We start from the raw sequence: 18,506 nt of genomic DNA, 5'->3' as shown, positions 1-18,506 counted from the left end.
CTGGCCTGGGCCGGGTTCACCGACCTCGACGTGTTCGAGCTTGAGCACGTCGGCGCTGCCGGTTGCGTGGAAGCGGATGGCCTGGTTCATGGTGCGTCTCCTGGGGTCTGAATGCGGGATGGAACGGATTCTTGCGGCGCACCGCCACGGCGGGAAGCGTGGCTGCGGCGATGTCCCAAATTGGCAAATCGATGCCCCAGTAAAGCAAGAAATGCGGGCGGGGTGCGCCGGATACTGGCGGCATCGGCCCACCGAGGCCTGCGTGGCACAAGAACCGGAGACACCCCATGAAACTGCTGCACTTTGTTCGCACCGCCGCCGTGGCGCTGGCCGGATGCTCGATGGCCCTCGGGGCCTGGGCGCTGGGCGACAAGCCCGTCAAGCTCATCGTTCCCGCGCCGCCGGGCGGCACGATGGACATCGTCGCCCGGGTCGTCGGGCAACAGATGGCGCTGGACATCGGCCGCCCCGTGATCGTCGAGAACCGCCCCGGCGCGGGCGGCTCCATCGGCCTGCAGGCCATGCTGCAGGCGCCGGCCGACGGCAACACCCTCGTGATGGCCGCGAGCAACGTGCTGGCCGAGACGCCGCAGGTCGTGAAGATGCCCTTCGATCCGCTGAAGGACGTGGTGCCCATCGGCTCGGTGGCGCGCTCGGGCGTGGTGCTCGTCACGGCCGCGAACTTCCCGGCCAAGGACTTCCAGGGCCTCGTCGCCGAACTGAAGACGCGCAAGGGCAAGGCCAGCTTCGCCAGCTACAGCCCCGGTACCGTGTCGCAGTACGCGGGCCTCATCCTCAGCGACCGCGCGGGGCTCGACCTGCAGCACATCGGCTATCCCGGCTCGCCGCCCGCGCTGCAGGACCTGCTGGGCGGCCAGGTCGACCTGATGTTCGACGGCATGCTCACCTCGATGCCGCTCATCAAGGCCGGCAAGCTGCGCCCCTATGCCTTCACCGGCAAGACCCGCTCGCGCTTCCTGCCCGATCTGCCCACCACCACTGAACTCGGCTACCCCGACCTGCAGTTTCGCGGCTGGGTCGGCTTCATCGGCTCGGCCAAGCTGCCGGCCGACGTGATGGCAAAGCTCCACGCCGCGATCGAGAAGGCCGGCCAGGCGCCCGCCGTGCAGCAGAAGCTGCTCGACGTGGGCCTGGAGCCCGAGCTCAGCGTCGACACGCCCGCGCTCATCGCCGAGACCCGGGCGCTGTCCGAGCGCAATGCGGCCATCGTCAAGAAGTACCGCATCCAGGCGAACTGAGCGGCACGCGCCATTCCATCGGAGACCTCTCATGAAGATCAGACCCCTCACGCCGTCCATCGGCGCCGAAATCTCGGACGTCCACCTGGGCGAGGCCTCGCGCGACCCCGAGTGCTTTGCGTCGATCCGCGCCGCGCTGCTCAAGCACAAGGTGCTTTTCTTCCGCGGCCAGGACATCGAGCGCGCCGAGCACGTCGCCTTCGCACGCTGCTTCGGCGAACTGGAAGACCACCCCGTGGTCGGCAGCGACCCCGAGCATCCGGGGCTCGTGCGCATCTACCGCAGCGACAACAAGCACAGCTACGAGAACACCTACCACTGCGACGGCCTGTGGCGCCAGAGCCCCGCGATGGGCGCGGTGCTGCGCTGCATCGAATGCCCCGAGGTCGGCGGCGATACCCTCTGGGTGAACATGGTGCAGGCGCACGATGAGCTGCCCGACGAGATCAAGCAGAAGATCGGCAAGCTGCGCGCCAAGGCCAGCATCGAGCATTCCTTCGGCGCCGTGATGCCGATGGAAGCGCGCCTCAAGCTGGGCCAGGACCATCCGCCCGTGGAACACCCCGTGGTGCGCACGCACCCCGAGACCGGCGAGAAGGTGCTCTACGTGGGCAGCTTCACCACGCACTTCGTGAACTACAGCACCCCCGAGAACGTGCGCCACGGCATCGACAAGACACCGGGTGCGGCGCTGCTGCTGAACTACCTGCTCAGCCGCGCGACCATTCCCGAGTACCAGGTGCGCTGGTCGTGGCAGCCGGGCGACGTGGTCGTCTGGGACAACCGCAGCACGCAGCACTATGCGCTGAACGACTACTGGCCCGCACCCCGAAAGATGGAACGCGCCGGCATCGTCGGTGACGTGCCGTACTGAACATCGCCCCCCATCGCAACCTGACAGACGCACGCCATGAACTTCCTCGACGGCCATCTTTTTCCCGAAAACCAGCAGCCGCTGATCATCACCGCCGCGCCCTATGCCCCGGGCTGGCTTCCTTCCGACTTCCCGGGCGAGATCCCGGTCACGATGGAAGCGCAGATCCAGAAGGCGGTCGATTGCTACAACGCCGGCGCCACCGTGCTGCACCTGCACGTGCGCGAACTCGACGGCAAGGGCAGCAAGCGGCTGTCCAAGTTCAACGAGCTGATCGCCGGCGTGCGCAATNNNNCAGCGACGACACGCGCCACATGCTGGCCGAGCTGGAGCCCACGCCCGACCAGGTGACGGTGACGGTCAACACCTCGCAGATGAACGTCACGGAGCACGCCGAGCTGGCGGACTTCAAGGGCACCTCGCGCGAGATCCCGGCCATCTTCGAGGCCTACAAGGAGATGACGGTGCCGGCGCAGCCGGGCTGGGTCGAGGAGCACATCCGCCGCCTCACGAAGGCCGGCATCCAGAGCGCCTTCCAGTGCTACAACATCAACAGCTTCGAGTCGGTCGAGCGGCTCATGCGCCGCGGTGTCTACAAGGGTCCGCTGGTGATGAACTGGGTGGCGATCAGCGGCGGCATGGACGCGCCGAACATCTACAACCTGGCCAACTTCGTGCGCGCCGTGCCCGACGGCGCCGTGCTCACGGTGGAAAGCTCGGTGCGCAACGTGCTGCCCGTGAACATGATGGGCATCGCCATGGGCCTGCACGTGCGCTGCGGCACCGAGGACGTGCTGTGGAACCAGACGCGCACCGCCAAGATCGGCACGGTGGCGCAGATCGAGCAGCTGGTAGCCATCTCGCGCCAGTTTGGCCGCCCCATCGCCACCGCCAAGCAGGCGCGCGAGATCTCGAAGATCGGCGTGTTCTACGAGACGGCCGAAGAATCGCTCGCGGCCAACGGCTTCGCACCGAACCGCAACGGGGGCAACCAGGGCTTTCTGCGCAAGGCGGCCTGAGAAGAAGGACGATGGCGATGACGAGGCGTTTCACGCGCGCCGCCTGGCGCCTGCTGGAGGGCATCGCGCATGCCCTGCGCCACGAAGACCTGCTTCAGAGCGCGCGCACCGCGCCCTGAGCCACTGCGCCGGCCGTCTGCTTGCTCCACTGCGAAGCGCTGCAGCCGAACTGATGGCGAAACCAGTGACTGAAACTGCTCGGCCCTGAAAAGCCCAGCAGCTCGGCCACCTCGCTCAGTGGCAGGTCGCTGTCGCGCAGGTGGCGCTTCACGAGGTCGGAGCGCACGTCGTCGAGCAGGCGGCTGAAGGTCAGGCCTTCGGCCTCGAGCCGGCGGTGCAGCGTGCGGCGGTCCACGCGCAGGTGCCGCGCCACTTCCTGAGCGGTGCAACCGCCACCGGGCATCAGCGCGAGGATGAGTTCGCGGCAGGCTTCGCGCGTGCTCTCGCCGCGGTCTTTCAGCGCCGCATCGAGGTACTCGCGCGCAAATCGCGCCGCGCCCTGGTCGCCCGATTCGCGCGGCTTGCGCAGGTCGGCCGCCAGGCACACGAGACCATTGAAATCCTGGTTGAACTTGACGTGGCGCCCGAAGAAGGCGCGGTGCGCCGCCATGTCCGCCGGCGGGCGGTGCGTGAAGCACACCTGCTGCGGGCGCCACTGCGGATCGATGAGCTCGCCGAGGATGCGGAACATGATGCCCACGGCCAGCTCCATCGACTGGCGCATCGGCAGTCCGGGGCTGGGCAGCAGGTCTTCCTGGATGATGACCATGTCGCCCGTGTCCTCGAGGCGAAAGCTCAGCGAGGCGTTCACCAGCTTCAGGTAGCGGCCCAGCGTGTCGAGCGCGTCGCGCGGCGTGGGCTCTTCCTTGAGCACGACGCTGATGGGGCCGAGCGCCGACAGCTTGCGCTGCGCCGCCAGCCGCAGCGCGAAATCTTCGGTGCGCGTGGCGCGCGCGGTGATCTCGAGCAGCTCGCGCACGGCGTCGCCGGGGATCAGCGTCTCGGGGTGCTCGAGCAGCTGCGCCTTCAGCCCCACGGTGCGCATGAAGGCATGCGGGTCGCGGCCGAGCGACTGCACCAGCTCCACGTAGCCGCTGAGGCTCGCGCTGCGCATCAGTCGACCGAGGTGCTTCATGGGGGGCTTCTTTGGCAGAGGCCCCGTGCTCACTCGGGGCTGATCTTGAGTTGCAGTTTCTCGATGATGGCCCGATTGTGGGCGGTCGTGGCGTCCAGCGTCTGGCGCAGCTGCACCAGCGTCGCCTCGCGCGGCGGATCGTAATTCTGCGCGAGCAGCGCCTCGCGGAACTTCGGCGCCTGCACGGCCCGGGCCACCTCGGCGCGGATTTTCTCCTGCAGCGCCGGCGGCATGCTGCTGAGCACGAACACGCCCACGCTGGCGTCGGGCATCACGAAGTCGGGCAGGCCCAGCTCGCCGAAGGTGGGCACGTCGGGCAGGAAGCGCGAGCGCTTCGATGAGGCCACGGCCAGCGCCTTGATCTTGCCGCTGCGGATCAGCGAGGTGACGTTGCTCACCACCTCGAAGGTGAGCTGCACCTGGTTGCCCATGAGGTCGACCAGCGCCGGCGCCGAGCCCTTGTACGGCACCACGAGGATGTCGTTGCCGCTGCGCGCGCGCAGCATCTCGCCCAGCAGGTTGGAGCGCGTGCCCGTGCTCAGGTTGGCCACGCTGACCGAGCGCGGGTGCGCCTTGGCATGCGCCAGCAGGTCGTTCACCGTGTTCGCCGGGAAGCCGGCGTTGGCCACCAGCACATGAACCATGCCCGTCACCTCGCCGACGTAGGTGAAGGTCTTGAGCGGGTCGAAGGGCGTCTTCACCGTGAGCGGAATGTCGGACAGCACGCTCGACGGTCCGACCATCAGCGTGTAGCCGTCGGCCGGCGCGGCCATCAGCGCGCGCTCGGCGATCACGGCGGAGCCGCCCGGCCTGTTGTCCACCAGCACGGTCTGGCCGAGGTTCGTGCGCAGTTGTTCGGCGAGCAGCCGCGCCGCCGCGTCGGAGATGCCGCCCGGCGGCGCGGGAACGATCAGGCGGATGGGCTTGTCGGGCCACGACCGGGCCGACGCCGCGCCCATGCCGCCGCACAGCGCGACCAGGAAGAGAAGGGAGGCTCGCAGCAGATGCAGGTACATGAAGTTCGTCCTCGGGTTGAAGAGACAAAGGCGGGCGGATTCTGCGGCGCCATCGCTGCCAACGCTTGGCACCACGCGTCGATCACTTACCGAATCGCGACAGCGGAACACAGGCCCTTTCAACGCCCCAAAAAGACAAGACCGCGCCCCTCATGAGCAAGCAGTTTTCTCCACTGCGCCACACACTTTTGATGTCAGAACCACCTTCCCACCGGAGACAACCCTCATGAACTTCCTCGACGGCCACCTGTATCCCGAGAACCAGCAGCCCCTGATCATCACGGCCGCACCCTATGCGCCGGGCTGGATTCCCGCCGACTTCCCGGAAGACATTCCGGTCACGATGGAAGAGCAGATCCAGAAGGCGGTCGACTGCTACGAAGCCGGCGCCACGGTGCTGCACCTGCATGTGCGCGAGGCCAACGGCAAGGGCAGCAAGCGCCTGTCGATGTTCAACGAGCTGATCGCCGGCGTGCGCGCCCGCGTGCCCGAGATGATCATCCAGGTGGGCGGCTCGATCAGCTTCGCGCCCGAGGACGACGGTGCCGCCGCCAAGTGGCTCAGCGACGACACGCGCCACATGCTGGCCGAACTCACGCCCCGGCCCGACCAGGTCACCGTGACTGTCAACACCACGCAGATGAACGTGACCGAGCACGCGGGGCTGGACGACTTCAAGGGCCTGTCGCGCGGCGACCCGCGGCTGTATTCGACCTACCGGGACATGATCGTGCCCTCGAACCCCAGCTGGGTGGAAGAGCACATCCGCCGCCTCACGGCCGCGGGCATCCAGAGCGAGTTCCAGTGCTACAACATCAACAGCTTCGAGACCATCGAACGCATGATCCGCCGCGGCGTCTACAAGGGCCCGCTGGTGATGAACTGGGTGGCCATCAGCGGCGGCATGGACCAGGCGAACATCTACAACCTGGCCAACTTCCTGCGCGCCGCACCCGACGGCGCGGTGGTCACCGTGGAGAGCTCGGTGCTCAACGTGCTGCCCGTGAACATGATCGGCATCGCCCTGGGCCTGCACGTGCGCTGCGGCATCGAGGACGTGCTGTGGAACCAGACCCGCACCGGCAAGATGAGCTCGGTCGAGCAGATCAGGCAGCTGGTGCGCATCGCGACCGAGTTCGGCCGCCCCATCGCCACCGCGCAGCAGGCGCGCGAGATCATGAAGATCGGCGTGTTCTACGAGACCACCGAAGAGACGCTGCAGGCCAACGGCTTCGCGCCCAACCGCAACGGCGCCCAGCAAGGCTTCCTGCGCAAGCCGGCCTGACGCATCGGGGACACCGGGGGCGATTGACGTACCGACTGGTCAGTCGGTAGACTGGGTTGGTATCGCATCGACCAGAAAGCCCCCGATGAGCGAGAACTTCGCAGCCGAACTCCATCGCCGAGCCACCACGGCACTGCAGGCGGGGCGCGCCGACGCGCAGGGGGAGGGCGAGCGCGTGCCGGTCAGCCAGTACACCGACGAGGCCATCGCGCGCGACGAGCGGCGTCTGCTGCTGCGGCATCCGCAGCCGGTGGCTGCCAGCGCCTCGCTCGCGTCGCCCGGCGCGTGGCTGTCGCTCACGCACACCGACGTGCCGCTGCTGCTGGTGCGCCAGGAGAGCGGGCAGGTGCAGGCGTTTCTCAACGTGTGCCGCCACCGCGGCGCGCGCGTGGTGCCCGAGGGCAGCGGCAGCGAGGCGCGCGCCTTCGTCTGCCCGTACCACGCATGGACCTACAAGCCCGACGGCGCCTTGCGCGGCGTGCCCGAGTCCTTCGGCTTTCCCTGCCTGAAGCAGGACGAGTCGGGCCTGCGCCGGCTGGCCACGGTCGAGCGCGCGGGCGTGGTCTGGGTCGTGTGCGAGCCGTCGCAGGCGGACAGCGACCCCGGCGCGAACCTGGGCGCACTCATGGACAACCTCGAGTCGCTGGCCGGGCTGCGCGCGCCCGTGGCCTATGCGCCGCGCACGTACGAGGTCGCGGCCAACTGGAAGCTGCTGGTCGACGGTTCCTTCGAGGCCTACCACTTCAAGGTGGCGCACCGCGAGACCATCGCCCCCATGTTCCTGCACAACCTGCAGATCGTCGACGAGTTCGACCTGAACCGGCGCCTGTACCTGCTCAAGTCGAAGTTCCAGGAACACCGGCCCGACGCCGCCGGCTTCGATCCGCGCCGCTACGGCAACCTGACCTATTTCTTCTTTCCCAACACGACGATCCTGGTGCAGCCCGACCACGCGCAGCTCAGCATGCTGGAGCCGCTGGGCGCCACGCGCACGCGCGTGCACGAGCTCACGCTGATTCCCGAGGCGCCGGCCTCGGAGAAGGCAACCGCGCACTGGGACGCGAACGTGGCGCTGTACCGGCGCACGCTCGCGGAAGACTACGCGCTGGCCGAGTCGATTCAGGCCGGGCTCGCATCGGGCGCGAACGACGCGCTCAACTTCGGCACCTTCGAGTACAGCGCGCCGCGCTTCCATGCGCAGCTGGCGCACCAGGTGGCGGCGATGCCGGCCGCACGCTGACGGCGCGAGGGTGTCGCGCGTGCAACAACCAGACCCCAAGACACAAGAAAGAATGGCGCGCATCGCCTCTGATCGCCGGTCGCGTCTTCGCGGCATGCGCTCTTCTGCGTGACGCTCTCCAGAACCCTCCGATGGCTACCCTTGCTCCTTCCCGGAAAGAAACGATCCTCGCGCGCGCCGAGCAGCACTTTGCCGATCACGGCTTCCAGGGTGCATCGCTGTCGGCGATTGCGCGCGACTGCGAGGTCGGCAACCCGGGGCTGCTGCATCACTTTGCGAGCAAGGAGGTGCTGTATCGCGCCGTGCTCGAGAAGCAGGCCGAGGACCTGACGGCGCGCATCTGCAGGCGCGTCGAAGCGGCACCCGACCTGCCCGCGCGGCTGCAGGCTTTTGTCGCGCTGCAGATCGAGTGGATGCACGCGCGGCCCACGGGCTTCAAGCTCGTCACGCGCGAACTGCTCGACAACGCCGAGCGCATCCAGCATGCGCAGGCCCGGCCGCTCGAAGGCTTCCTGCAAGCCAGCCTGTCCCTGGTGGCCGCGGCGCAGAAGGCCGGTCTCGTGCGCGACGACCTGTCGGCCGTGGTGGTGCTCACGCTCATCTTCGGCACGCTGAACTACGCAAAGATGGCGCGGCCCACGTTCGCCAAGACCTTTGCCGAGCCCGCGCTGAAGAGCGACCCGGCCTGGATGAAGGCGATGGCGCGCGATGTGCTGCGCGTCATCTCGCCGCCCTGATTCTTCTTTCTCCCCAGCAACCCTCGACCAAAGGACGTTCCCTTGAAAACCCGCATCACCGAACTCTTCGGCATCCGCCACCCGATCATCCAGGGCGGCATGCACTATGTCGGCTTTGCCGAGCTGGCCGCGGCCGTCTCCAACGCCGGGGGCCTGGGCATCATCACGGGCCTCACGCAGAAGACGCCCGAGCTGCTGGCCCGCGAGATCGCGCGCTGCCACGAGATGACCGACAAGCCCTTCGGCGTGAACCTCACCTTCCTGCCGACCTTTGCCTCGCCGCCGTACCCCGAGTACATCGCGGCCATCGTCGAAGGCGGCATCAAGGCCGTGGAAACCGCCGGCCGCAGCCCCGAGGCCTACATGCCGGCGCTGAAGGCCGCGGGCATCAAGGTGATCCACAAGTGCACCTCGGTGCGCCATGCCCTCAAGGCCGAGCGCATCGGCTGCGACGCGGTGAGCGTCGACGGCTTCGAGTGCGGCGGCCACCCCGGCGAGGACGACGTGCCCAACATGATCCTGCTGCCGCGCGCGGCCGAAGAACTGAAGATCCCGTTCGTCGCCTCGGGCGGCATGGCCGACGGCCGCAGCCTCGTGGCCGCGCTGGCGCTGGGCGCCGAAGGCATGAACATGGGCACGCGCTTCATCGCCACCAAGGAAGCGCCGGTGCACGCCAACGTGAAGCAGGCCATCGTCAACGCCTCGGAACTCGACACGCGCCTGATCATGCGGTCGCTGCGCAACACCGAGCGCGTGATCAACAACGCGGGCGTCGAGCGCCTCATCGAGATCGAGCGCCAGAAGGGGGACGCGCTGAAGATCGACGACATCATGGACCAGGTCGCCGGCATCTACCCGAAGGTGATGACCGAGGGCGAAATGGACGCCGGCGCCTGGAGCTGCGGCATGGTGGCCGGCCTGATCCACGACGTGCCCAGCTGCGCCGAGCTCATCGACCGGATCATGGCGCAGGCGGACGACCTCATCGCCAAGCGCCTGGCGGGCATGCTGAAGGGCTGAGTTTTCTTCGGGACGCACCCGTCCCTGGCTGGAGGCCGTGGCGCACAGGCCCGCGGCCGTCCGGCGCTGCGCGCGTGCTGCCTCGGCTGGGCGCTGCCGCTTTTGCGCCGGCAAAACGCCGACAGGCGAAGGGTCGAAGCGATTACATTTACGCTTTGGGAGGCGCCCTCCGACGCCATTGCGACCTTGCCTGCGAAGTCCACGAACCGTGATCACCGAAATGCATGCTGATGCCGCTATAGCGGGCCTCGCCTCGGGGTTCACGATGGCGTTCCAGCCCATCGTGGACCTGGGCCGCCGCGAGATCTATGCGCACGAAGCGCTGGTGCGCGGCCTGTCGGGCGAAGGCGCTGCCGAAGTGCTTGAGCGCGTTGCACCGGCCGACCGCTTCGCGTTTCACGAGGCCTGCCGCGTGAAGGCCATCGAGATCGCCTCCAGCCTGGGCATGAAGTCCCGCCTCAGCCTCAACGTCATGCCCAACGATGTCGCAGGGCAGACCCGGTGCTTTCGCACTGCCATGGCCGCGGCCAGGCGCTGCAAGTTTCCGGTGCGCCGGCTGATGTTCGAGATCACCGAGGGCGAGCGCGTCGACGATCTGTCCGGCCTGGCCGCCACCTTCAACAGTTTCAAGCGCCATGGCTTCACCTCGGCGATCGACGACTTCGGCTCGGCCTACGCGGGCTTCGAGCTGCTTGCCGCGTTCCAGCCTGACGTGGTGAAGATCGACCTGAGCCTGATCCGCGGCATCCACGCCGACCCGGTGCGGCGCACCATCGTGCGGGGCTTTGTCGCCACCTGCGACGAGCTGCGCATCCGCGTGATCGCCGAAGGCGTCGAGGCGACCGAAGAGGTGCGTGCGCTGCGCACCCTCGGTGTGGACCTGTTCCAGGGCTACCTGTTCGCACGGCCGGCGATTGCCGCGCTGCCGGCGGTGGCGTGGGACGCCGGCGCCTGAGCCCCTGCCACTTTCTCTAGACGTTGCTGGTCGCGCGCACTTCTTCGAGCGTGGTGCGGCCCGCCAGCACTTTCTCGATGCCGTCCTGGCGCAGCGTGCGCATGCCTTCGCGCAGCGCCGCATCCTGCAGTTCCTCGGCGCGGACGCCGCCCTGCACCAGCCGGCGCAAGCCCTTCGACATGACCATGAGTTCGTGGATGCCCACGCGTCCCTTGAAGCCGGTGTCGTTGCAGTGCTTGCAGCCGGTGCTGGTGTAGGTTTGCAGCTGGCCGTCGCGCCCGTGGCGCTGCAGCCACTCGGCGCGCACGGCGTCGCGCGCGGCCGGCGTGTCCTGCGCGCCGAAGGCGTGCATGTAGTCGGCCAGCAGTTCTTCGACGGCTTCGGGGCTGGCGGGTCGGCTTTGCACGCACTGCGGGCACAGGCAACGCACCAGCCGCTGCGCCAGCACGGCCAGCAGGGAGTCGGCGAAGTTGAACGGATCCATGCCCATGTCGAGCAGGCGCGTCACGGTTTCGGGGGCGCTGTTGGTGTGCAGCGTGGACAGCACGAGGTGACCGGTGAGCGAGGCCTCGATGGCGGTCTTCGCAGTCTCGGCGTCGCGGATCTCACCGACCATGATCACGTCGGGATCGGCGCGCACGAAGGCGCGCAGCGCCTTGGCAAAGGTCCAGTCGATGCGCGGGTTCACCTGCACCTGGCGCAGGCCGGGTTGCGTGATCTCGATCGGGTCTTCGGCGGTCCAGATCTTGCGCTCGGGCGTGTTGATGCGCATGAGCGCCGAGTGCAGCGTGGTGGTCTTGCCCGAGCCCGTCGGGCCCACGCACAGCACCATGCCGTAGGGTCGGTCGACCGCCTGCGACAGCTGGGCCAGGTTGCGCTGCGACAGGCCCAGGGCATCGAGCGCGATGGGCTTGGCCGAGGCCAGGATGCGCATCACCACGTCTTCCAGGCCGTTGTTGGTGGGGATGGTGGCCACGCGCAGTTCGATGCGGTGCTGCGGCGAGTACTTGGAGAAGTTGATCTTGCCGTCCTGCGGCTTGCGTTTTTCGCTGATGTCCAGGTCGCACATGATCTTCACGCGCGCCACCACCGCGCTGCGATAGCTCGGCGGCAGTTCCAGGTAGGTGTAGAGCCGGCCGTCGCGGCGAAAGCGGATGCGCGTCTTTTCCTGCCCCGGGTCGCTCTCGATGTGGATGTCGGACGCGCCCTCGCGGTGGGCCTCCAGGATCATGCTGTTGATCATGCGCACGAGCGAGTTGTCCGATTGCTCGACCGGCGGCTCGCCGGCGGCGGGCGCGGCGGCCGATTCTTCCTTCTCGAGTGTCTTCAGGAGCGTGCTGGTGCCCGCCATGTCGAACTCGAGCGGGCGCGACGGGTCGCTCATGTCGACCACCGGGCGGTCGGGCGCCACCTGGCCGAGCTTCTCGTAGGCCTTGTGCAGCACGCCGTCGAGGTCGAGGCACTGGCCCAGCACGGGAATCACCTTCATCTGTGCGATGAACTCGACCTCGTCGATCACCGCATGCCGATTGGTCGGGTCGTCGAGCGCGAGCACCAGGCGCCCGCCGTGCAGCATGAGCGGCATCACCTGCAGGCGCCGCGCGGCCTCGTGGCCGACCTTGCGCAGCGCGTCGGCCGCGGCCGGAAACACATGCAGGTTCACGAGCGGGTAGCCCATCTTGCGTACCAGCGCAGTCTGCAGCTGGCCGCGGCTCACGACGCCCATGCGCACCAGCGTCTCGCCCAGCGGCACGATGGGCTCGCGTTGTTGCTGCTGGAGCGCCGCGTCCAGTTGCGCCTGCGTGACCATGCCCAGTGACATCAGCGCCTGGCCGATGCGCGCAATCGGCATGCGGCTTTGCAGTTCGAGCTCCTGCACGAGCTGTTCGGGCATGACGACTTCGGTGGCTGCCATGGATCGATCTCCTGGTGTTGTTTAGGGCGCGTGGCGAGAGGTGCCGACGCTAGTGGAAAAACGCGAAACGATTGCGGCCCTGCGATTTCGCATCGTAGAGCGCCGTGTCTGCGCGCGCGAGCAATTCGCCGGCGCCGACGCTGGCATCCACCGTCTCGACGAACACGATGCCGATGCTGGTCGTGACATCAAGCGGGCGGCCCGCCACATGGAATGCCGGCGTCTCGATTTGCGCGAGGATCTTATGCGCCACGCCCGCCACCGCCTCTTGCGAGCGCACGTTCTCGAGCACCACCACGAACTCGTCGCCCGCCAGGCGCACCACGGTGTCGGTCTCGCGCACGCTGGCGCGCAGGCGGCGCGCGTACTCGGCCAGCACGTCGTCGCCGACGGCATGGCCGAGCGTGTCGTTGATCGTCTTGAAGTGATCGATGTCCAGAAACATCAGCGCCATGCCGCCGTCCGCGCGGCGCGCGCGCGACATGGCCGCGGGCAGCTGTTCGTTGAAGGCCAGCCGGTTCGGCAGGCCCGTCAGCACGTCCATGCGCGCCAGCTCGATGAGCTTGCGCTCGGCCTCCTTCAGCGCCGTGACGTTGAAGGCCATGAGATAGAAGCCCACCACCTGGCCGTTCAGGTCCTTGTCGGGAACAAGGTTGGCCTGGAAGTGCCCCTCGCGGTCGTGGATCGGCGCCTGCACCGGGTAGTGCGTCGGCTTGCCGGCGAACACCGTCGGCAGGTGGGGCAGGTGCTGCGCATACATGGCCTCGCCCAGGGCCGAGCGCATCGTCACGCCGTCCAGGGGCTGGCGTTCGCCCAGGCCGGCCATTTGCCGCGCGCGGCTGTTGCCGTACAGGCAGTTCTCGTCGCGGTCGAAGTAGCCCACCAGCGCGGGGATGTTGTCGGTCACGTCGCGCAGGCGCTTTTCCTGTTGCGTGAGGGCACGGCGGATGGCCACTTCGTCGGTGATGTCGAAGGTCATCGCGAACACGCCGTGCACGGTGCCCTCCACGTCCTGGTCGGGGATGTAGTGGGCCTTGAAGGTGCGATCGCCGATGCCCAGCGCCGGGTCGCCGGCCTTCTCGATGATCACCGTCTCGCCCGCCAGTGCGCGTTCCATGCAGGGCTTGACCACCGCGAAGTCGGCCTCGCCGCGGATGCCCGGCATCCACCGGCCGACCAGCGGATTGCCGGGGTGCAGCGCCCGTACCTTCGCATTGACGAAGGTGTAGTACAGCCCGGCATCGACGTGCGAGACCAGTGCGGGAATGTTGTCGGCAATGGTGCGGATCTGCGCCTCGCTGTGCGCGAGTTCGAGCTCGATGCGCTTGCGCTGCGTGATGTCGAAGGTCATCGCGTAGTAGCCGCGCACCAGCCCCTGCGGGTCGAGGTCGGGAATGAAGTCGGTCTGGAAGAAGTGCTCTTCCTCGTCGCGGTGCGCGGCGCCGCGGCGCTCGAAGGACACGGCCTCGCCGGACAGCACGCGCCGCAGGCTGTTCTCGAGCGTCGGGTCGTCGTGCAGCCCGCTCATGCTCTGCACGGGCTGGCCCACCAGTTCCTCGGGGCTGTAGCCCAGTTCCTCGCACAGCCGCGCGTTCACGAAGGTGTAGCGGCCCTGCGCGTCGGCGTGCGAGACCATGGCCGGCAGGTTGTCGGTGATGTCGCGCAGGAATTTCTCGCTGGCCTGGCGCTGTTGCATGAGCCGGTCGAAGGTGCGAGACAGGTCGCCGATCTCGTCGTCCGGGTAGGTGCGTGCCACCGCGACGCGGGCCGGTGAGGCGTGCGTGTCGAGCATGTGCCGGTGCAGTTCCGTGAGCGGCTTCATCAGCCGCCGTGCCACGGCCAGCGCCAGCGCGCCAGCCAGCAGCGCCAGCACGATGGCACCGCCCCAGGCCGTGCGCTCGATGGCGTCGATGCGCGCAAAGGCCTCGTGGCGCGGGTACATCGAGCCCATGATCCAGTCGGTCTGGCGAATGCGCTTGAACGCGTACAGGCCGGGCACGCCCGCATGGTTGATGCCTTCGATGGTGCCTTCGAAGCCTGCAAGCGCGCGGTCGAGATCGGGGGCGTCGTCGGCCATTGCCACGTTGGCCTGCTTGAGCACGCGGTCGGCCAGCGGATGGTCGATCACGATGCCGTCGCTGGTGGTGATGAACACGTAGCCGGTCTGGCCGAAGCGCACGTCGGCCAGCTCGCCCAGGATGTTGCGGTCCTTCAGGTTGATGGAGCCCGAGAGCACGAACAGCATCTCGCCCGCGCTGTTGCGCACCGGCTCCGTGATGGCGACCTGCGCCAGACCGCTGAGCCGGTTCTGGTAGGGCTGCGAGATCAGGCCCGCGCGCGAGGCCACCGTGTCCTTGAAGTAGGCGCGGTCCTTCACGTTGAGCTTGCCCAACTGCTCCGGCCCGTTCATGTTGGCGACCAGGTAGCCGGTGGCATCAAAGATCGCCACGTTGTCGAACGCCGCGCGCAGCGACGGGTACTGCATGAGAAAGGCCTGCAGCGGCGCGGCGCTCGTGAAGCCGTGCGAGGCCATGCTCTCGGCCAGCGTCTTCAGCAGCACGCGCCGGCTGGCGAACTTCTGGTCCACCGCGTTCGCGATGGCCGACAGCCGCGCGAACTCCTCGTTGGCGATCGAGGCCTGCATGCGGTCCTTGACCAGGTGCAGCGCCAGCGTGGCGATGAGGAATGTGGTGGCCAGCACAATGGCCGCGACGCCAGCGCTGACGCGTGTGTTCAGGCTGATGCGGGGTTTCCCGGTCGCGAAAATTTTCATGGGCGTCGTGCGGGCAGCGCGGCGAAGCGGCGGGACCACCGGGCGCCGTGGGGGCACGGCTCACACCATTTCATTCGCGCGCTGCGCCTGTAGTGTGTCAGAAAGTGCGCGAAATGCGCGCCAATTCGGTGCGCCTCGAAGGGCTGTACGTGCCGGACTGTCGCGCAGCCGCGCGGCAGAAGCCCATCGTATTACTCGACGCGCGGCGGCGGTTCCGACCGGGCGGCCGCGGGCGCGCGTGCCGGCGCGATGAGCACCATCGCGCCGTCCTGCCCGCGCCGCACACGCAGGCGGTGCCGTCGGGCAGGCGGTCCAGGGCCGCAACTCGCCGCCCTTCATGTCGAACTCGCGCGCGTGGGCGCCTGGGCATCGGCTGGCACGAGCACGACGCGGCGCTGTTCCAAGGCACCGAGCGCTTCTTCCGGCCCGGCGACGCGGCCTCGACGCTGCTGATGGCGCAGGCCTGCCCCGAGTTGCAGTGTCGCGCTCTGTGCCGACCCCGAGGGTGAACTGCTCGATGCCGCCGTCCAGCATGCCGTGGCCGTGCGCGGCCACACCGACTCGCCCGGACTGCGCCAGCAGCTGGCCGGCATGTCCAAGGCCGGCACGCCGCCGGTGGAACTCGCGAAGACGCCCGCCTGAGGGGCTGACTGAAGGTCCTGCACGGCCCCGGCCGCCGCGACGAACCTTGATGCAGATCAAGTGCTTGCATCGGCAAGGCGCTTAGCCTGCCCCGATGCAAGCTACCGCCGCGCTCGCGCCGTTTCCGTCCCTGCCATCGTCCGCCAGCGGCGATGCCCGCGCGGACGCCTGGCAACTGCTCGACGACCCCGCCGAGTGGGCCGCGTTCGGCCGCCCGCTGGAGGCAGGCTCGGGCCGCTGGGAGTCGCAGGTGGCGGTCGAAGGCATGCACTGCGCGGGCTGCGCCTTCACCGTCGAGGCCGCGCTGGCGCAGGTGCCCGGCGTGGCCGAAGTGCAGGTGAATGCCGTGAGCCGGCGCGCGCGCGTCGTGTGGTCCGCTGCGGCCACGCGGCCTTCGCGCTGGTTCGAGGCCAGCGCGCGCGTGGGCTACCCCTTGTTGCCCGCCGGCAGCCGCAGCGCGCGCGAGACGCGCACGCGCGAACTGCGCACCGCGCTGTGGCGCTGGCTGGTCGCGGGCTTTTGCATGATGCAGGTGATGATGTACGCCTACCCGGCCTACGTCGCGCGCCCCGGCGACATGACGGCCGATGCGGCCCAGCTGCTGCGCTGGGCCTCGTGGGTGCTCAGCCTGCCCGTGGTGCTGTTCTCGTGCGGGCCGTTCTTTCGAAGCGCCTGGCGCGACCTGCGCACCGGGCGCATCGGCATGGACTTGCCGGTGACCTTCGGCGTGGTCATCACCTTCGTGGTGAGCACGGCCGCCACCTTCGACCCCGCGGGGCCGCTGGGGCACGAGGTCTACTTCGACTCGCTGACGATGTTCGTCTTCTTCCTGCTCACCGGCCGCTGGCTCGAGGCACGGCTGCGCGACCGCACGGCCGGCGCGCTCGAGGCGCTGACGCACCGGCTGCCCGACAGCGTGGAGCGCCTCGGGCCCGACGGCGGGTGGACGCGCGTGGCGGTGCGCCGGCTCGGCGCGGGCGACGTGGTGCGCGTGCGCCCCGGCGAGGCCTTTCCGGCCGACGGCACGGTGATCGACGGCGACACCACCGCGGACGAGGCGTTGCTCACCGGGGAGTCGCGCCCCGTGCCGCGCCCCTGCGGCGACCGCGTGCTCGCGGGCAGCCACAACCTCTCGGCCGTGGTGCAGGTGCGCATCGCGTCGGTGGGCGAGGGCACGCGCTTCGCGCACATCGTGCGGCTCATGGAAAACGCCGCGCTCGACAAGCCACGGCTGGCCCGGCTCGCCGACCGCATTGCGCGGCCTTTTCTCATCGCCGTGCTGGCCTGCGCGTTCGGCGCGGGCGCGCTGTGGTGGTCGGTCGATCCCGGCCAGGCGCTGATGGTTGCCGTGGCGGTGCTGATCGTCACTTGCCCCTGCGCGCTGTCGCTCGCCACGCCGGCCGCGATGCTCGCGAGCGCGGGCGCCCTGGCGCGCGGCGGCGTGCTCACGTCGAACCTGCAGGCGCTCGAAGCGCTGGCCGGCGTCGACACCGTGGTGTTCGACAAGACCGGCACGCTCACGGGCGACACGCCGCGCCTGGAGCGCGTGTACTGTCGCCAGGGCCTGCGCCCCGGCGATGCGCTGGAGATCGGCGCGGCGCTCGCGGCGCTGTCGCTGCACCCGGCCGCGCGCGCGCTCGTGAACGCCTGGCAGGCGCAGTTCCGCGCGCCACCGGCCTGGTCGGCAACGCAGCTGCGCGAGACGGTGGGGCAGGGCGTGGCGGCCTCGCTGCACCGGCGCGATGCCGTGGACGACCACGGCGCGCGCCCCGTGCGCCTGGGCTCCGCGTCGTTCTGCGAAGTGCCGCCGCTCGACGTGGACGCAGCGCAGATCCACCTGAGCGACAACGAAGGCTGGCTCGCCAGCTTCGTGCTCGCCGAAGAACTGCGCCCCGACGCCACGCAGGCCGTGGCGGCGCTGCAGGCGCAGGGCTTGTCGGTGCGCCTGTTGTCCGGCGACCGCGACAACGCGGCGCGGGCCATCGGCGCGCAGGCCGGCATCGCGGCGGTGCAGGGCGACTGCGCACCGGAAGACAAGCTCGAGGTGCTGTGGCAGCTGCAGGCGGCCGGACGCGAGGTGGCGATGGTCGGCGACGGCCTCAACGACGGCCCGAGCCTGGCGCGCGCCAACGCCTCGTTCGCCTTCGGCCATGCCGTGCCGCTGTCGCGCGCGCGTGCCGACTTCGTGGTGCTCGGCGATGCGCTGCAGGCCATTCCCGCGGCCGTGGCGCAGGCGCGCCGCACGCTGCGCGTGGTGCGCCAGAACCTGTTCTGGGCCGCGGCCTACAACGCCGTGTGCGTGCCGCTGGCCGTGGTCGGCTGGCTGCCGCCGTGGCTCGCGGGGCTGGGCATGGCCGCGAGCTCGCTGCTCGTGGTGCTCAACGCGGCGCGCCTTGCCGCGCCGGCGAAAGCGGCGGTGGCCTGATGGACGTGTTGTTCCTGCTCGTGCCGTTGTCGGTGATGCTCGTGCTCGTCATTCTGGGCGGGCTCTGGTGGGCCATCGAGCGCGGCCAGTTCGAGGACATCGAGGTCGAAGGCGACCGGATTTTGAACAACGACTGACACCTTGATCTGCATCAAGCCTGGGCAGCAATAGCCAAAGGACACTGCCCGGCAACCACATCAACGGGCACCAC

15 protein-coding genes and 1 pseudogene are annotated in these 18,506 nt (G+C 68.8%); 12 read left to right on the top strand and 4 right to left on the bottom strand.

All coding sequences use genetic code 11. The features are described from left to right. The first annotated feature begins 287 nt into the window (after positions 1–287). The 4 genes and pseudogenes from ASD34_RS02740 to ASD34_RS02730 form a co-directional block, all read left to right on the top strand. Entirely contained in the window at positions 288–1,259 is a 972-nt protein-coding gene (locus ASD34_RS02740) for a Bug family tripartite tricarboxylate transporter substrate binding protein (protein ID WP_056572416.1), read from the top strand. Between the two features lie 31 nt (positions 1,260–1,290). Then, the gene (locus tag ASD34_RS02735) at positions 1,291–2,133 is read left to right on the top strand and encodes a TauD/TfdA dioxygenase family protein (protein ID WP_056572414.1); all 843 of its coding nucleotides are present in this window, start codon (positions 1,291–1,293) and stop codon (positions 2,131–2,133) included. A gap of 36 nt (positions 2,134–2,169) precedes the next feature. After that, positions 2,170–2,424: pseudogene (locus ASD34_RS28035) on the top strand (3-keto-5-aminohexanoate cleavage protein); the annotation flags it as partial. A 4-nt stretch (positions 2,425–2,428) separates the two neighbouring features. After that, a partial coding sequence (locus tag ASD34_RS02730; RefSeq protein ID WP_235509945.1) for a 3-keto-5-aminohexanoate cleavage protein occupies positions 2,429–3,152 on the top strand: 724 nt, incomplete at its 5' end. Between the two features lie 94 nt (positions 3,153–3,246). On the opposite strand, the gene ASD34_RS02725 is transcribed toward ASD34_RS02730, so the two are convergent. Continuing rightward, on the bottom strand, positions 3,247–4,287 hold the full coding sequence (locus ASD34_RS02725) for an AraC family transcriptional regulator (protein WP_056572412.1): 1,041 nt from the start codon (positions 4,285–4,287) through the stop codon (positions 3,247–3,249). A gap of 29 nt (positions 4,288–4,316) precedes the next feature. Then, a complete protein-coding gene (locus ASD34_RS02720) occupies positions 4,317–5,303 on the bottom strand; it encodes a Bug family tripartite tricarboxylate transporter substrate binding protein (RefSeq protein WP_235509944.1) in 987 nt (328 codons plus the stop codon). 226 nt (positions 5,304–5,529) lie between these two features. Between ASD34_RS02720 and ASD34_RS02715 the strand changes: the two genes are divergently transcribed. The 5 genes from ASD34_RS02715 (at position 5,530) to ASD34_RS02695 (ending at position 10,540) form a co-directional block, all read left to right on the top strand. Next, positions 5,530–6,588, top strand: a complete 1,059-nt coding sequence (locus ASD34_RS02715) for a 3-keto-5-aminohexanoate cleavage protein (protein ID WP_056572410.1) — start codon at positions 5,530–5,532, stop codon at positions 6,586–6,588. An 85-nt stretch (positions 6,589–6,673) separates the two neighbouring features. Further along, complete coding sequence (locus ASD34_RS02710; RefSeq protein WP_056572408.1) at positions 6,674–7,828, top strand: aromatic ring-hydroxylating oxygenase subunit alpha; 1,155 nt, start codon at positions 6,674–6,676, stop codon at positions 7,826–7,828. Between the two features lie 131 nt (positions 7,829–7,959). Continuing rightward, positions 7,960–8,565, top strand: a complete 606-nt coding sequence (locus ASD34_RS02705; RefSeq protein WP_056572406.1) for a TetR/AcrR family transcriptional regulator — start codon at positions 7,960–7,962, stop codon at positions 8,563–8,565. 42 nt (positions 8,566–8,607) lie between these two features. Further along, complete coding sequence (locus ASD34_RS02700; RefSeq protein WP_056572404.1) at positions 8,608–9,585, top strand: NAD(P)H-dependent flavin oxidoreductase; 978 nt, start codon at positions 8,608–8,610, stop codon at positions 9,583–9,585. 265 nt (positions 9,586–9,850) lie between these two features. After that, on the top strand, positions 9,851–10,540 hold the full coding sequence (locus ASD34_RS02695; protein WP_082548465.1) for an EAL domain-containing protein: 690 nt from the start codon (positions 9,851–9,853) through the stop codon (positions 10,538–10,540). 16 nt (positions 10,541–10,556) lie between these two features. Here ASD34_RS02695 and ASD34_RS02690 read toward each other — a convergent pair whose 3' ends face one another. Both ASD34_RS02690 and ASD34_RS02685 read right to left on the bottom strand, forming a co-directional pair. Continuing rightward, positions 10,557–12,455 (bottom strand): GspE/PulE family protein, encoded by a 1,899-nt coding sequence (locus ASD34_RS02690; protein WP_056572402.1) that lies wholly within the window; start codon positions 12,453–12,455, stop codon positions 10,557–10,559. A 49-nt stretch (positions 12,456–12,504) separates the two neighbouring features. Then, positions 12,505–15,228 (bottom strand): diguanylate cyclase domain-containing protein, encoded by a 2,724-nt coding sequence (locus ASD34_RS02685; protein WP_056572476.1) that lies wholly within the window; start codon positions 15,226–15,228, stop codon positions 12,505–12,507. Positions 15,229–15,341: 113 nt separating this feature from the next. Between ASD34_RS02685 and ASD34_RS26935 the strand changes: the two genes are divergently transcribed. The 3 genes from ASD34_RS26935 (at position 15,342) to ccoS (ending at position 18,432) form a co-directional block, all read left to right on the top strand. Then, positions 15,342–15,737, top strand: coding sequence for a hypothetical protein (locus tag ASD34_RS26935; RefSeq protein WP_082548464.1), 396 nt, complete (start codon positions 15,342–15,344; stop codon positions 15,735–15,737). Between the two features lie 227 nt (positions 15,738–15,964). Further along, positions 15,965–18,295 carry a heavy metal translocating P-type ATPase gene (locus ASD34_RS02680; RefSeq protein ID WP_056572400.1) on the top strand — a complete coding sequence of 777 codons (2,331 nt, stop codon included), beginning with the start codon at positions 15,965–15,967 and terminating at the stop codon, positions 18,293–18,295. After that, positions 18,295–18,432 (top strand): cbb3-type cytochrome oxidase assembly protein CcoS, encoded by a 138-nt coding sequence (gene ccoS / locus ASD34_RS02675; protein ID WP_056572398.1) that lies wholly within the window; start codon positions 18,295–18,297, stop codon positions 18,430–18,432. The genes ASD34_RS02680 and ccoS overlap by 1 nt, the downstream gene beginning before the upstream one ends. Positions 18,433–18,506: the final 74 nt, after the last annotated feature.

Origin of the sequence: Variovorax sp. Root473, assembly GCF_001426505.1 — a bacterium.
Classification (GTDB): domain Bacteria; phylum Pseudomonadota; class Gammaproteobacteria; order Burkholderiales; family Burkholderiaceae_C; genus Variovorax.
This window is presented reverse-complemented; position numbering and strand designations above follow the sequence as displayed.